Annotated in this window: 14 protein-coding genes and 1 pseudogene; 10 read left to right on the forward strand and 5 right to left on the reverse strand. The window is 58.4% G+C overall.

What is annotated here, in order from left to right:
- Together E8E68_RS10510 and E8E68_RS10515 are read left to right on the forward strand one after the other, a co-directional pair.
- Entirely contained in the window at window positions 1-942 is a 942-nt protein-coding gene (locus tag E8E68_RS10510; protein ID WP_266029207.1) for a D-2-hydroxyacid dehydrogenase, read from the forward strand.
- Window positions 943-979: 37 nt separating this feature from the next.
- Window positions 980-2,278: a dicarboxylate/amino acid:cation symporter gene (locus E8E68_RS10515; protein ID WP_266029206.1), complete on the forward strand. Its 1,299-nt coding sequence runs from the start codon at window positions 980-982 to the stop codon at window positions 2,276-2,278.
- Window positions 2,279-2,455: 177 nt separating this feature from the next.
- On the opposite strand, the gene E8E68_RS10520 is transcribed toward E8E68_RS10515, so the two are convergent.
- From E8E68_RS10520 to E8E68_RS10530, 3 genes are all read right to left on the reverse strand, one after another.
- Window positions 2,456-3,652 carry a pyridoxal phosphate-dependent aminotransferase gene (locus E8E68_RS10520; RefSeq protein WP_266029349.1) on the reverse strand — a complete coding sequence of 399 codons (1,197 nt, stop codon included), beginning with the start codon at window positions 3,650-3,652 and terminating at the stop codon, window positions 2,456-2,458.
- Between the two features lie 105 nt (window positions 3,653-3,757).
- Complete coding sequence (locus tag E8E68_RS10525) at window positions 3,758-4,423, reverse strand: RraA family protein (protein ID WP_266029205.1); 666 nt, start codon at window positions 4,421-4,423, stop codon at window positions 3,758-3,760.
- A 1-nt stretch (window position 4,424) separates the two neighbouring features.
- Window positions 4,425-5,087, reverse strand: coding sequence for an RraA family protein (locus tag E8E68_RS10530; protein WP_266029204.1), 663 nt, complete (start codon window positions 5,085-5,087; stop codon window positions 4,425-4,427).
- A gap of 108 nt (window positions 5,088-5,195) precedes the next feature.
- Between E8E68_RS10530 and E8E68_RS10535 the strand changes: the two genes are divergently transcribed.
- Window positions 5,196-6,095: a LysR substrate-binding domain-containing protein gene (locus tag E8E68_RS10535; protein ID WP_280341164.1), complete on the forward strand. Its 900-nt coding sequence runs from the start codon at window positions 5,196-5,198 to the stop codon at window positions 6,093-6,095.
- Between the two features lie 90 nt (window positions 6,096-6,185).
- Window positions 6,186-6,995, forward strand: a complete 810-nt coding sequence (locus tag E8E68_RS10540) for an alpha/beta hydrolase (protein WP_280341167.1) — start codon at window positions 6,186-6,188, stop codon at window positions 6,993-6,995.
- A gap of 307 nt (window positions 6,996-7,302) precedes the next feature.
- On the opposite strand, the pseudogene E8E68_RS10545 reads toward E8E68_RS10540, so the two are convergent.
- A pseudogene (locus E8E68_RS10545) lies at window positions 7,303-7,452 on the reverse strand (YkgJ family cysteine cluster protein); the annotation flags it as partial.
- Between the two features lie 6 nt (window positions 7,453-7,458).
- Here E8E68_RS10545 and E8E68_RS10550 point away from each other — a divergent pair.
- Window positions 7,459-7,869: an SDR family NAD(P)-dependent oxidoreductase gene (locus E8E68_RS10550; protein WP_266029201.1), complete on the forward strand. Its 411-nt coding sequence runs from the start codon at window positions 7,459-7,461 to the stop codon at window positions 7,867-7,869.
- Between the two features lie 254 nt (window positions 7,870-8,123).
- Here the strand turns inward: E8E68_RS10550 and alr are convergent, their stop codons facing one another.
- Window positions 8,124-9,362: an alanine racemase gene (gene alr, locus E8E68_RS10555; RefSeq protein WP_280341172.1), complete on the reverse strand. Its 1,239-nt coding sequence runs from the start codon at window positions 9,360-9,362 to the stop codon at window positions 8,124-8,126.
- 474 nt (window positions 9,363-9,836) lie between these two features.
- Between alr and E8E68_RS10560 the strand changes: the two genes are divergently transcribed.
- The 5 genes from E8E68_RS10560 to E8E68_RS10580 all read left to right on the forward strand — a co-directional run bounded on the left by E8E68_RS10560 (window position 9,837) and on the right by E8E68_RS10580 (window position 13,459).
- Window positions 9,837-10,619 carry an ABC transporter substrate-binding protein gene (locus E8E68_RS10560; protein ID WP_266029199.1) on the forward strand — a complete coding sequence of 261 codons (783 nt, stop codon included), beginning with the start codon at window positions 9,837-9,839 and terminating at the stop codon, window positions 10,617-10,619.
- Window positions 10,620-10,713: 94 nt separating this feature from the next.
- Window positions 10,714-11,421: an ABC transporter permease gene (locus E8E68_RS10565; protein WP_266029198.1), complete on the forward strand. Its 708-nt coding sequence runs from the start codon at window positions 10,714-10,716 to the stop codon at window positions 11,419-11,421.
- The gene (locus E8E68_RS10570; protein ID WP_266029197.1) at window positions 11,418-12,131 is read left to right on the forward strand and encodes an ABC transporter permease; all 714 of its coding nucleotides are present in this window, start codon (window positions 11,418-11,420) and stop codon (window positions 12,129-12,131) included. Before E8E68_RS10565 ends, E8E68_RS10570 begins: the two co-directional genes overlap by 4 nt.
- 31 nt (window positions 12,132-12,162) lie before the next feature.
- The gene (locus E8E68_RS10575; protein WP_266029347.1) at window positions 12,163-12,954 is read left to right on the forward strand and encodes an ATP-binding cassette domain-containing protein; all 792 of its coding nucleotides are present in this window, start codon (window positions 12,163-12,165) and stop codon (window positions 12,952-12,954) included.
- Between the two features lie 13 nt (window positions 12,955-12,967).
- Window positions 12,968-13,459, forward strand: coding sequence for an Lrp/AsnC family transcriptional regulator (locus E8E68_RS10580; RefSeq protein WP_266029196.1), 492 nt, complete (start codon window positions 12,968-12,970; stop codon window positions 13,457-13,459).
- The last annotated feature ends 55 nt before the right edge of the window (window positions 13,460-13,514 follow it).

A 13,514-nucleotide genomic window follows, 5' to 3' on the forward strand; every position in this document is an offset into this window, starting at 1 on the left:
ATGAATATCGTCTTTCTTGACGGCGCCAGCCTGCCGTCCACGTTAGCACGTCCGCTCGAAGCCACTGAGTGGAGCGAGCGGGAGAAAACACCCCTGGATCAATTGGTTAAAGCACTGGCCGGGGCAGACGTCGCAATTACCAACAAAGTGCGCATTGATCGAGTTGCCCTGGAACAACTGCCCCAACTCAAACTGATCTGTGTGGCTGCCACTGGCTATGACTGCGTCGATATTGCAGCCTGCCGCGATCAAGGCGTGACCGTGTGCAACGTACCGGCATACAGCGCGGTGAGCGTTGCCGAACACGTCATGTGTTCGTTGTTTGCGCTGCGCCGTCAACTGCTTGCCTACCGAGCCGCTTCTGCATCCGAGTGGCCCGCCTCATCGCACTTCTGCGTTCATGGGGAGCCGATTCAGGATCTGCAAGGTTCGACGCTCGGCATCATTGGTCGTGGCGATATTGGCAGTCGCGTCGCCCGCCTTGCCCGCGCTCTGGAGATCAATGTGTTGTTCGCCGAACACCGCGGCGCCCATAAGGTGCGAGAAGGCTATACCGCATTCGACGAGGTACTGGCCCGGTCAGACGCACTCACACTTCATTGCCCGCTGACACCGCAAACCCGATACCTGATTGGCTCTGCGCAGATAGCCCGGATGAAGCCCGGTGCAGTTCTCATCAACACCGCGCGAGGCCCTCTGGTCGACGAAAACGCCGTGCTGGCAGGGCTCGCCAATGGGCAGTTGGGCGGGGCGGCATTGGACGTGCTCTACGCCGAACCACCCAGTTCGGATCATCCCCTGCTCCACTGCACACATCCCAATCTGATTATCACCCCGCACGTTGCCTGGGCGAGCCAGAGCAGCGTTGCACGGCTTAAGAGTGTACTTGCCGCGAATATCACAGCATTTGCCAAAGGTGAACCGGTCAACGTGGTGACTTGAACCCAATATCGATTCAATCAGACCAAAAGGTAGAGCCATGACAAAAACAATTAGCTCTTCGATAGAAACCGCTGACGTCGCCTTGCCATGTCGCAAACCCTTCTATCACCATCTGTACGTTCAGGTGCTGGCCGCCATCGTCCTGGGTGTCATTCTCGGGCATTACAGTCCAGGGCTGGGTGAGCAGATGAAGCCGCTGGGTGATACGTTCATCAAGCTGATCAAAATGCTCATTGCGCCGATCATCTTCTGTACGGTGGTCAGCGGGATCGCCAGCATGCAAGACCTCAAGCGCATCGGGCGGATCGGCTTCAAATCTTTGGTGTATTTTGAGGTGCTGACCACCATCGCATTAGTCGTCGGCCTCATCGGAGTCAACCTGCTAAAGCCGGGAGTTGGCATGCACATTGACCCTGCGACACTGGATGCATCAGCGATTGCCGGGTACACCAAGGCGGCTCATGACCAGAGTGTTGTGGGATTTCTGACTCATATCATTCCCAGCACGGTATTCGGGGCGTTCACAGACGGTGACATCCTACAGGTGCTGTTCATTTCCGTATTGTTCGCGTTCGGGCTGCAACTAATGGGCGAGGTGGGCAGACCGCTGCTGAATACCATCGACCTGATCGCCAAGGCGTTCTTCCGGATGCTCAAGATCGTCATGTACCTCGCACCGCTTGGGGCGTTTGGTGGTATGGCATTCACTGTGGGCAAGTATGGTGTCCAGTCGCTGGGGGCCTACGTAAACTTGCTGGTGTGCTATTACATCACTGGCTTGGTATTCGTCTTCGTGGTCTTGAACATCGTGGCGCGTCTGGCTGGATTCAGCCTCTGGAAATTCCTCAAATATATCCGTGAGGAATTGGTCCTGGTGCTAGGCACTTCTTCCTCGGAGTCTGCTCTCCCACGCCTGATGGGCAAGCTGGAGAGGCTTGGCTGCGAGAAGTCCACTGTTGGCCTGGTCGTACCATCGGGCTACTGCTTCAACCTCGACGGCAGCTGCATCAACATGACGGTGCTCGCGATCTTCATCGCCCAGGCGTTGGACATTGACGTGTCGCTCTACCATCAGGTGACCTTGCTTTTGATCCTGCTGCTGACGTCCAAAGGAGCAGCGAGTGTGACAGGTGGTGCATTCATAACACTGGCCGCGACCTTGGGTTCAATCGACGTCATTCCCGCTGCCGGACTGGTGTTAGTACTAGGGGTTTATCGCTTTATTTCCGAAGGTGGCGCTTTGATTAATGTGATCGGCAACGGCGTGGCCACGCTATTCGTTGCACGCTGGGATGGCGCGCTGGACAGAGAACAACTCAAACGCGAGCTGGGTTAACAGTTTGCTCTCAGCCCTTCAGCAGGCTGCCACGCACAGTGAGCTGAAGGGCTGCGAGCATCTGGAGTCGGTCATCCTTTGACTGCGTCCAAACAAAAAGGCTGCACCACCGGTACCGCACATAGGCAATTGATGAGGTGCAGCCTTCCGCTCGTCTACTTCGGAGTGGTTATCCCGCTATCGTGCGTCCTCGCAGAAGCGGTGGATGGCCTGGCACGCTGCACGCAGCGAGTCATCATCGAGCGCGTAAGCGATGCGCAGATAGCCTGAAAGGCCAAAAGCACTGCCATGAACGACTGCAACGTTGGCCTCCTCTAGCAACGCCACGGCCACCGCCTCATCATTGAGCAACTCACAACCGGCGGGAGAACGCTTGCCAATCAGCCCAGAACAGTCGGCAAAAGCATAAAAAGCCCCACCTGGGACCTCGCAACGGATGCCCGGCGCCTGGTTGAGCAATTCGACCATGAAATCACGACGCCGCTGGAACACCTCGCGACTGAGAGCGATGAAGTCTTTCGGGCCGTCGAGGGCAGCGATTGCTGCGTGCTGCGAGATGGAACACGCGCCTGAGGTCTGCTGACCCTGAAGCTTCTCCATCGCCTCGAGCAGCCAGCGAGGCCCAGTGGCGAACCCGATTCGCCAACCCGTCATGGCATAGGCCTTCGACACGCCGTTCATGGTTAATGTCCGTGCAGCCAGCCGCGGTTCAACCTGGGCAAGCGTGAGAAAGTCACGGCCGTCGAAGATCAGGTGCTCATAGATGTCGTCAGCCAGAATCAGAACTTGCGGATGGGCCAGTAACACCGCAGCCAGAGCGTGCAATTCATCGCGTTCGTACACGGCACCCGTGGGGTTGGACGGCGAATTCAGGATCAGCCAGCGGGTGTTCGGGCCTATCGCTTCGGCCAATGCTTGCGGGGTCAACTTGAAGCTGGTCTCGGCGCCGCAAGCAACAATACGCGACTCGCCGCCACACAGCTCAACCATTTCTGGATAGCTGACCCAGTACGGCGCAGGGATCACAACTTCGTCGCCCTCGTTCAAGGTCGCGGCCAGGGCATTGAAGATGACTTGCTTGCCACCGCTGCAAACCAGCGTGTCCTGCCAGCTGACGTCGAGACCATTTTCACGCTGGTATTTGCGCGCGATGGCTTCACGCAACGCGCGAAGTCCGGCCACCTGGGTGTATCGCGTATGGCCATCGTTGATCGCACTGATGGCCGCGGCACGGATGTGCTCCGGCGTATCGAAGTCCGGCTCACCCGCGCAAAGCGAAATGATCTTCGCCCCTTCTGCGCGCCGCGCAGCCACGCGGTCGATGATCTTGTAAGTTGCCGAAGGCTTGGCAGCCTCCAAGCGACGGTTCAGCATTTCCAGGCTCACGCGTGCTCCTCCGGGTGAGTAAGGCCCATCAGGTCCATGGTGCTGCGACCCTCGCGCAGCTTGGCGATGAACAATGCCTCTTTGTCGGAAGGCTCATGGCTGCTTGCTCTGCAGGGAGTGATAACCGAGCGCCGCACGCGCTTCTTTGAGGCTCTTGCCAGTGGCGATCTGTTCGCGGATCTGCGTTTCAACGTGTTCGATACGACGTGCCGTTTCAGCAACTTCCTGGGCACGACTGCGTGGGACAATGACGACACCATTGGCGTCAGCGACGACGATGTCGCGGGCGCAAACTCGCGCCTGGCCAATCGACACCGGCTTGTTGACAGCCACGACTTCCACGCGGTCCTTACCGGTACGCATGAAACGGCCTTTGCTGAACAGCGGGTAACCTTCCCCCAGCGCCTTGTTCACATCGCGGCAGACGCCGTCAATGACCGTGCCGGCAATACCCCGGGCCAGTGCGTACTGGGTCATGATGTCGCCCCACACCGTGCAATCGGTACGGCCCTCATTGGCGATGACGACCACGTCGCCTGGTGCTACTTCATCAATGAAGTCACCGACAGTGCCGGGCGGTGTGCTCGCACTGACGTACTGAACAGTAAAGGCTGGGCCGACCACGACCTGGCTGTAGTTTGCCAGCGGTGCGATCCCGAAGGCCTGGCCAGGAAGGCCCAGCTTGTCCATCGCGTCGGATACACCCGGGGTATCCAAGCCTTCAAACAAGGCAACCAGGTCTTTATCAGAGAGGGTCATATCAGTGCTCCACCTTGATGGCTTCGAATTGCGTGTCGTGCATCACTTCCTCGACCGAGCGGCCGGCCCGAACGGCATCGACCATGCCGGCCTGGCGTCGGTCGATACGTTCGGCCAGATCAAGCACCTTCTCGATTGCATTGGCGGGGACGAAAACGGTGCCGCATTCATCGGCGATAACGTAGTCGCCTTCATCAACGTCAACACCCGCCATGCGAACAGTGACGGCCGCATCGATCTGAATGAGCCTATGGCGCGCGCTGATCATCGTTACGCCGCGACCGAAGACGGGGTAGCCAATATCGGCGCTGCCGCGGATGTCACGACTGAAGCCATCAATGATTGATCCACGGATACCTTTGCGCTGGGCTGCGTTGGCCAGAATGTCGCCCCAGCTGGAGATCCCGTCGACGCCACCCGCGATCACCAGTACGCGGTCGTCGGTGGAGACTTGCTCGACTACCGGGGTAATAAGGTGGACAGTGGGCGCCACGTCTTGTTTGGGTCCCAGTTGCACAGTGCTGGCTCGGCCCACAATTTTGGGGCAATTCCAGAGTGGCATCAGGCCGTTAGTAGCGCCGGGCAGTTCGAGGAAGTCCAGGGCGTCCGACACTGTGTTGGTGTCGAGCGCGAACAAGCGTTCCAGCGGGGCTTTCAAGCTCATCGGTTGCAGGCCTCTTGTTGGATGAGGCCTGAGTATCTGCGCCGCCATTTGATACGTATATTACGAAGAAGCTAAGCTTGTTATATCCAAAACCTATGGAAAAGCGCCGTGATCAACTTTCGCTTGATACGCCACCTCTGGCTGTTCCTGGCAGTGGCTGAAGACCAAAACTTCAGCCGCGCGGCCCAGCGGCTGGGTATGTCGCAACCGCCGTTGACCGAGCAAATCCAGGCGCTCGAACAATCCCTTCGCGTTCAACTGTTCACCCGCTCTCGCCGCGGTGCGCAACTGACCGCCGCTGGCGCTGCGATTCTCCCCGCGGTCCGAAAATTTGCTGATCAGCTGGAACGATTAGAGTTGGCGGTTCACGAAGCCGTCGCAGGCCATGCCGGCGTGGTGACCATCGGAGCGATCACATCAGCCATGATCGACGTGCTGCCCCCACTGATCGAGCGCTTCAAGCAGAACCATCCATTGATCACGGTTTCGGTTCGTGAGATAGACAGCGCGGAGGCCATACCCGCACTGGAAGCAGGTGATATCGACATTGCATTCGCACGCCTGGAAGGGAATCTTGGCCGACATATTCAAGCATTGCCGTTGTCCGAAGACAGGCTTGCTGTCGCGTTACCCAAAGACCATCCCTTGGCTACGAGGGAGTCCATCTCCCTGCAAGCGCTCGCGGATGAGACCTTGGTGATGGCTTCGCGGGATGTGAGTCCTGTGTATTTCGACTATCTGGTTGGGCAGTGCAAAGCCAGCGGCTTCGCACCGCGCATCGTTCACCAGGTGCGGTCCGTATCATCCCAAGTCGCCTTCGTCAGCTGCGGCCAGGGCATCGCATTGGTACCGACGTCCATGGGTAAACTCGCGCCGGAGAACGTCCTCATCCGCCCCCTGTATCCCGAAGTCAAAGTGGTAATCACAGCCGTGGCCTGGCACAACGAGCGTAACAATCCACTGGTGGAGGCAATGATCGAGCATGCAAGACAAGATTTGCTGTCATAGGCCAGACGTATGACAGGGTTCGTGGCTTCGTATTTTACAAATCATGTGACGCGTTCAACATTGGACACTCTGTTATAGGAGTTAGTAGCCGTGCCCCATGCAGCTCGCTTCACCTACGAAAAAGTCCCACTGAACATCGATGGCGTACAGCTCGACCTGGCGGTGATACACCGCACTGGGCCTAAAAGCCCCATCCTGCTCCTTCACGGTTTCGGATCGACCAAAGAGGATTACGCCGATATCACGCTGCAGCCGGCTTTCGAAGGACACCCCTTCATTGCCTACGATGCACCAGGTTGCGGCGAAACGGACTGCGCCGACCTCTCGCACATCAACATCGCTTTTCTGGTGAAAACCGCGCAAGCCGTGCTCAAGCGTTTTGGAATCGGCAAATTCCATCTGGTAGGGCATTCCATGGGGGGACTGACCGGCTTGATGTTGGCGCACGAGGAACCTGATCGCATTCGATCGTTCGTTGATATCGAAGGCAACATTGCGCCTGAGGATTGTTTTCTTAGCCGTCAGATCCATGACCATAACCGTAGTGACGACGCGGGCTTCTTCCGTGACTTTATCGATCGCACTCGGTTGGCTTCGGATCCTGCCAGTGCTCTCTATGCGGCCAGCCTCGCGCATAAAGTGCGAACCGGCGCAGTGCGTGGCATTTTCGAGTCAATGGTGGAGTTGTCCGACAACGCTCAGCTGATGGACAAGTTCCTTGCGCTACCCTTCCCGCGCCAATACATGTATGGCGTCACCAACTCACACTTGTCCTACCTCGACCACATCGCCGCACACGGCGTGGAACTGGCGTGCATCCCTGATTGTGGTCATTTTCCGATGTACTCGAATCCCTCTCTGATGTGGAAGCACATCAAGGCCTTGCAAGACCGCGCCTGAGCGAATCATTTCTTTTTTTCACGCGGCTGCGCCAGCCGCGTGAGGCTGCACTCCCCTAGTAAAAATAACAATGAGGTTGCGCCAAGCTCGAAGCCATCGGTGGTGCTGTGACAATGGGGGGCCGGGTGCTGTCTTCAGGATGAGGGTCACGGCTCTGGTGGGTGTGCGGCTAGAGCAGGCTGCGAATAATTCCGAAGTCATAGGGCCATCCATCATCTTCGATCCGAATGAATCAAGTATGAGGATGACGCAGGGGAAATTTGTTCGCTATTTAGCCTGGCCGACGACATCAGGCCTAGATATTCCAAAGCTCCCGCCGATCTGGGAGGTCTACAGTCAGGGCGTCCTCTTTCCACGCTGCAACGGTCATGCCCATCGACTCGCAAATGGCAATTTTCGCAAGCGCATCAATACTGTCAGCAACTCTGGACTGCTCGATTTGTTGAGCAAGGACGGGCACGCGGTGGTCGCCACTGGACGCGACCCTGCCAAAGTAGAGGCTGCGCCAGGCTCCCACCCTGATCTCCTGGTCGTGAAACTCGACGTCATTAAATCTGACGACGCCGACACTGCTGTAGCAGCTGCCATCACCCGTTTCGGCAAGCTCGATGTGCTGATTATTAACGCTGGCAACTTCTACGCAGGCTTTTTCGAAGAGCTGACACCGGATCACGTACGCAACCAAATCGAAACATTGCTGTTCGGGCCGATGAATGTAACACGCGCGGTCCTCCCGGTTTTTCGCAAGCAGCGCTCAGGTCTGGTAGTTTCCGTTTCTTCGACTGCCGGCATCGTCGGCGGCACGTTCTGCAGCGCCTACGCCGCCGGCAATGCACATCGCGCACTGTCGTCAGACATGGCACACGAAGCCTGACACGAATGGGCCAGCCCGGCGACGCGGTCAAACCTTCCCGGAGGCACTGCATGATTGCACTTGCAATAGTGGCTGTCGCCGCCGGCCTAAGCGCCTTTACCGCCATTTACGGTGAAAGACAGAACCTACGTTTTCGCCCATGGCCACAGCCGCGAAAGGCAATGTCGTTTAGTACTACTCGCGCGCCGGTCATTCAAAGGCCGTTGCGCGAGAGGTCGCCCGAAAATTAGATGCGCCTGCGACATCTGCTGGCCTCACTTGGCCTTGAGAACTTTCGGGTTGGAGTTTCCCCAGACGGTGTAGAGGTCCGCCAACAACGCGCCGTTGAAGGACTCCAGTTCCGCCTGGGTGATTTCTTCGTTGCCCTGCTTTCCGTACAGCACCACTTCATCACCAGGCTTTACCCCCGGTACGTCCGTGACATCCACCATCATGGTGTTCATGGTGACCTTGCCAATGACTGGCGCACGCTTGCCATTGATCAGCACTGAGGCCTTGTTGGAGAACGCCCGGCGATAGCCGTCCGAATAGCCCGCTGGAATATTGGCCACCAACGAGTCGCGCTTTAGCGTAAAGATGTGGTCATAGCTGATGCCGGTGCCCGCCGGATACGGGTTGACCGCCGCGACGCGCGACTTGAACTGCATGACGCGCTCGAACTCCAGGTGCCCACCCACCGGATAGCCGTACAACGCAGCACCCGGGCGGACCATGTCCATCCTAGCTTCGGGCACTTCCAGTGTGGCGAAGGTATTGGCGCAGTGCAGCAGCAGTTTGCTGCGGTCCAGGTTGGACGCCTTGATCAACCAGCTGGATTGTAACTTGAACTGCGCCAGCCCTTTAAGCACATCCTCGCGTTCCTCAACCGGGAAGTGGGTCATGATGCCGACCAGTTCCAGGTTAGTCAGCGCCACCAGCGTTTGCGCGTCTTGCTTGCCCTGCTCGGTCGACATCTCCAGGCCATTGCGGCCCATGCCCGCAGAGTTCAGAGCCAGGTGGACGCGCAGCTTTTTCCCGGCGGCATGCGCCAGCGTATCCAACTCACGCGCCACGGTCAGGTTGCCGACCATTTCATCGAGGTTGTACGCCAGGCCACCTTCCACCTCGGCCAACGTGGCGGTACGCAAGCGCATCAGTCGCCCCTTGAAACCTTGCTCGCGGGCCACCCGCGCCTCTTCGTTACTGGTGATACCGATGCATTCGATCCCCATCCTGATCGCTGACGGGGCCAGCAAGGCAAGGCCGGTACCGTAGGCATCGGCTTTCATGACTGCACAAATCTTGCTTTTACCGTCCACCAACTTCTGCAGGCGCGCAATGTTGTTCTCGAACGCAGCTTGATTGATCTCGAGCCAAGCGTTGCTTTCAGTCGCACTCGCCGAAGCTACAGGGTCGGCGGTTTGGGTGTCTAGCAGTGGCGCAGCGATGCTGACACGGGTGCACGCGACGAGCGCTAGGGCAAGTGTTAGGTGGCTCAGGGTGTGTCGCTTCATGGGAGTCGTCCATAGCAAGTCATGCGGCGGATTGTGTTTCAGCGGGCGTTTTGCCCGACGCCACAAGTCTCCAGCACGCGGGCAGACGACAAATGTCGTACTGGTGTGCAATGACGACGCCAATCGCTGTAATCGGACGCTTAACGACAGTTTGCGCTGTGTCGGTGGCCGACGGTGCAGAATACCCCGCGTGTGTGCTGCCGCTCAGCCAAACGCGGCCCCATGGCACAGCAAAAGGTGAAGCGGCTCCAGGAAATGTGCCCTTTCACATGGCATCAGCCGATTCCGCTGTGGACAACAACTTTACAGCCGAAACCGTCACCCGAGTCCACTTCAAACAACAAAAAAGTCCGGCGCGGCTCACGCATGCTGAGCCATGACCAACGTGTTAGCGACAACACCTATAACAACAGCAAAACCGCGACTTTCTTTCTACTGCCCTATTACAAACAACAACATCCAGGGACCTAACCCATGACCTCTAAACGAATTCGCCTCGGCGCCTTGCTGTTCTCACTGTGCGCCACCGCCGCTGTCCAGGCTAAGGAATGGACTGAGATCCGCTTCGGCGTCTTTCCCCAGTATCCCCCCTTCGAATCAGTCGCCGCCGATGGCAGCCTGCAGGGCTTCGACATCGAGTTAGGCAACGCCATCTGCAACAAGCTGCAAGTCAAGTGCACTTGGGTGCACAACGAGTTCGACGGGATGATCCCGGCCCTGCGTGCACGCAAGTTCGACGCTATCATGTCGTCCATGGCAGTAACCCCCGCGCGACTCAAGCAGATCGCCTTCAGTGACCGTTTATACCTCAGCCCAACCTCGGTGATAGTGCGCAAGTCGGCCGATTTCGGTGATACCCCCGAGTCTCTCAAGGGTAAGCAGATCGGCGTGCTCCAAGGTTCGCTGCAGGAGGCCTACGCTCGCGCCAAGCTCTCCCCGCTCGGTGCCCAGGTCAAGGCGTACCAGTCTCAGGACCAAAACTACGCAGACCTGCTCAACGGTCGCCTGGACGCCACGGTCACAGACAAGCTTGAAGCCCAGCTTAACTTCCTGACCAAGCCTGAGGGCGCCAACTTCAAGAGCGGCCCAGCTATCAAGGATCCTTCGCTGCCCCTGGACATCGCTATAGGGCTGCGCACCACCGACGCTGAACTCAAGGCGTTGCTGGACAAAGGTATTGCCGCGATCCACGCCGACGGCACCTATGCTTCGATCCAGAAGAAGTACGTCGGCGAGCTGGACATCTACAACGAATGATCCCCTGATCTGATCGCCAGCAAGCCTGCTGCCGCACTTGCACGTGAGGCGGGCTTGCTCGGCGATGAGTCGCCTCCAGCGAGACCCTTTTGCGATGAACGACTTCTTCTCGAACGGCCTGCAAGGCTACGGCCCGATGCTGGCCCAAGGCACCTGGATGACCGTCAAGCTGGCCCTGTTGTCACTGGCCCTGAGCCTGTTTCTCGGCCTGCTGGGTGCATGCGCCAAGCTTTCGCGTTTGCCCCTGATGCGCGTGCCGGCCACCCTCTACACCACGCTGATCCGTAGCGTCCCGGACTTGGTACTCATCCTTCTTCTGTTCTACAGCCTGCAGATCTGGCTCAACGACCTGACCGAATCACTGGGTTGGGACTATGTTGAGATCGACCCCTTCAGTGCAGGCGTGCTGACCCTGGGTTTCATCTACGGCGCGTACTTTACTGAGAACTTTCGCGGGGCGATCCTCAGTGTCCCCGCCGGCCAGTTGGAAGCAGCCACCGCCTACGGCCTGAGCCGCTCCCAGCGGTTTCGGTTGGTGTTGTTTCCACAGTTGATGCGCTTCGCTCTGCCGGGGCTTGGCAATAATTGGCTGGTGCTGCTCAAGTCGACCGCGCTGGTGTCGATCATCGGCCTGTCAGACCTGGTCAAGGCTGCGCAAAACGCAGGCAAGACTACCAATGAGATGCTGTTTTTTCTGAGCATCGCCGGTCTCGTGTACCTGCTCATCACCACACTCTCAAACCGCCTGCTCAAGTACCTTGAGCGGCGCTACAACAATGGCATCAAGGAGCTGGCCCGATGATCGAACTCCTTCAGGAATACGGCCAGGCCTACCTCTACAGTGATGGCAACGGCCTGTCCGGGCTGGCCATGACCCTATGGCTTTTCGTGGTCAGCATGGTGCTCGGCTTTGTGCTGTCGCTGCCACTCGCCCTGGCGCGGGTTTCACAGAAAATGTGGCTGCGCCTACCGGTGCAACTGTATACGTTCGTATTTCGCGGCACCCCGCTGTATGTCCAACTGTTGATCTGCTACACCGGTCTGTACAGTCTGGAGGTGGTGCGCGATCACGCCCTGCTCGACCAGTTTCTGCGTGATGCCTTGAACTGCACCTTACTAGCGTTCGTGCTCAACACCTGCGCCTACACCGTGGAGATCTTTGCCGGCGCCATCCACAACATTCCCCATGGCGAGATGGAAGCAGCCCAAGCCTATGGCCTGCGTGGCTGGAAGCTCAACCTGTTTCTGGTTCTGCCAGCGGCCTTGCGCCGCTCTCTTCCAGCCTACAGCAACGAACTGATCCTGATGCTGCACGCCACGTCGCTCGCGTTTACCGCGACAGTTGCCGACATTCTTAAAGTAGCACGCGATGCCAATGCCGCGACTTTCCTGACCTTTCAGGCGTTCGGCCTTGCCGCTCTCCTGTATATGCTGCTGTCGTTTGCGCTGGTTGGCTTGTTCCGGCTGGCCGAGCGCCGCTGGATGCGCTTCCTGAACCCTGCCCGAGGCTGATCCGATGACCTTCCCTGCCCTGTCCGTGCCAATGACCGAAACCACCTTCACCGTCCCAACCCTCACTACCGCCAGCAAGCTCAGCGTCGACGGCCTGCACAAATACTATGGTGACCACCAGGTGCTAAAGGGCGTGTCCCTGCAAGCACGCAAAGGCGACGTGATTAGCCTGATCGGCGCCAGCGGCTCGGGTAAAAGCACGTTTTTACGCTGCATCAACTTCCTGGAACAACCTGACGCTGGCAGCATCACGCTCGACGGCCAGACTCTGCAGATGCGCCCTGGAACACGTACTCCTCCCCCCGCGCAACTACAGAACCTGCGCACGCGCCTAGCCATGGTGTTCCAGCACTTCAATTTGTGGAGCCACCTGACGGTGCTGGAGAACATCTGCTTGGCACCACGCAAAGTCCTAGGCATCAGCACCAAGGAAGCTGAAGCACGCGCGCGCATCTACCTGGACAAAGTCGGCCTGCCGGCGCGTGCCGCCGAGCAGTATCCCGCGTTTTTGTCTGGCGGCCAGCAGCAGCGCGTTGCGATCGCCCGCGCTTTGGCGATGGAGCCGGAAATCATGCTGTTCGATGAGCCCACCTCTGCACTCGACCCTGAGCTAGTGGGTGAAGTGCTTAAGGTGATACAGACGCTCGCCGAGGAAGGACGTACCATGCTCATGGTTACCCACGAGATGGGCTTCGCTCGCCAAGTGTCAAGCCAGGTGCTGTTCCTGCATCAGGGCCTGGTCGAAGAGTGCGGCGGCGCCGAAATCCTTGACCAGCCCCAAAGCGAGCGCCTACGCCAGTTCCTTTCCAACCGCCTTAAGTGAAACCACACCAATCATGGATACCAAGGCCAAGACGCCCCACTCAGGGGCACTGGACCGCATCGACGAAGCCATCATCAACGTGCTGCGCCACCAAGGCCGGATTACCTATGAAAAGCTCTCGACCCTCGTTCACCTCACGCCCAGGCCCTGCCTTGAGCGGGTGCGCAAGCTCGAGCAGCGTGGGGTGATTCGTGGATATGGTGCGATAATCGACTTACAAACAGTCTCGCCGGGCTTGTTGCTGTTGGTCCTGGTGGCCTTGTCCAACCAGAGCGGGCGCGCCGCGCAAAGAGCCTTCGAGGCCACCGTGCGCGCCTGCCCAGAGGTGTATGAGTGCCAACTTATCAGTGGCCACTTCGACTACAGCCTGCGCATGCGCTGCCGAGACATGGAGCATTATCGGGTGCTGACCGAGACCTGGATGAGCGACGACGAATTGCACATCGACAAACTGGTCGCCCATCCAGAGCTCGCAGCGATCAAGAGCACCGCAGTGCAGATCTGAACCGCCGAACACGCGCCGGTCCTGGTCCGGCCGTAACGCGTGAAGCACTCCCCCA

Source organism: Pseudomonas sp. BN607 (assembly GCF_029871175.1).
Lineage (GTDB): Bacteria > Pseudomonadota > Gammaproteobacteria > Pseudomonadales > Pseudomonadaceae > Aquipseudomonas.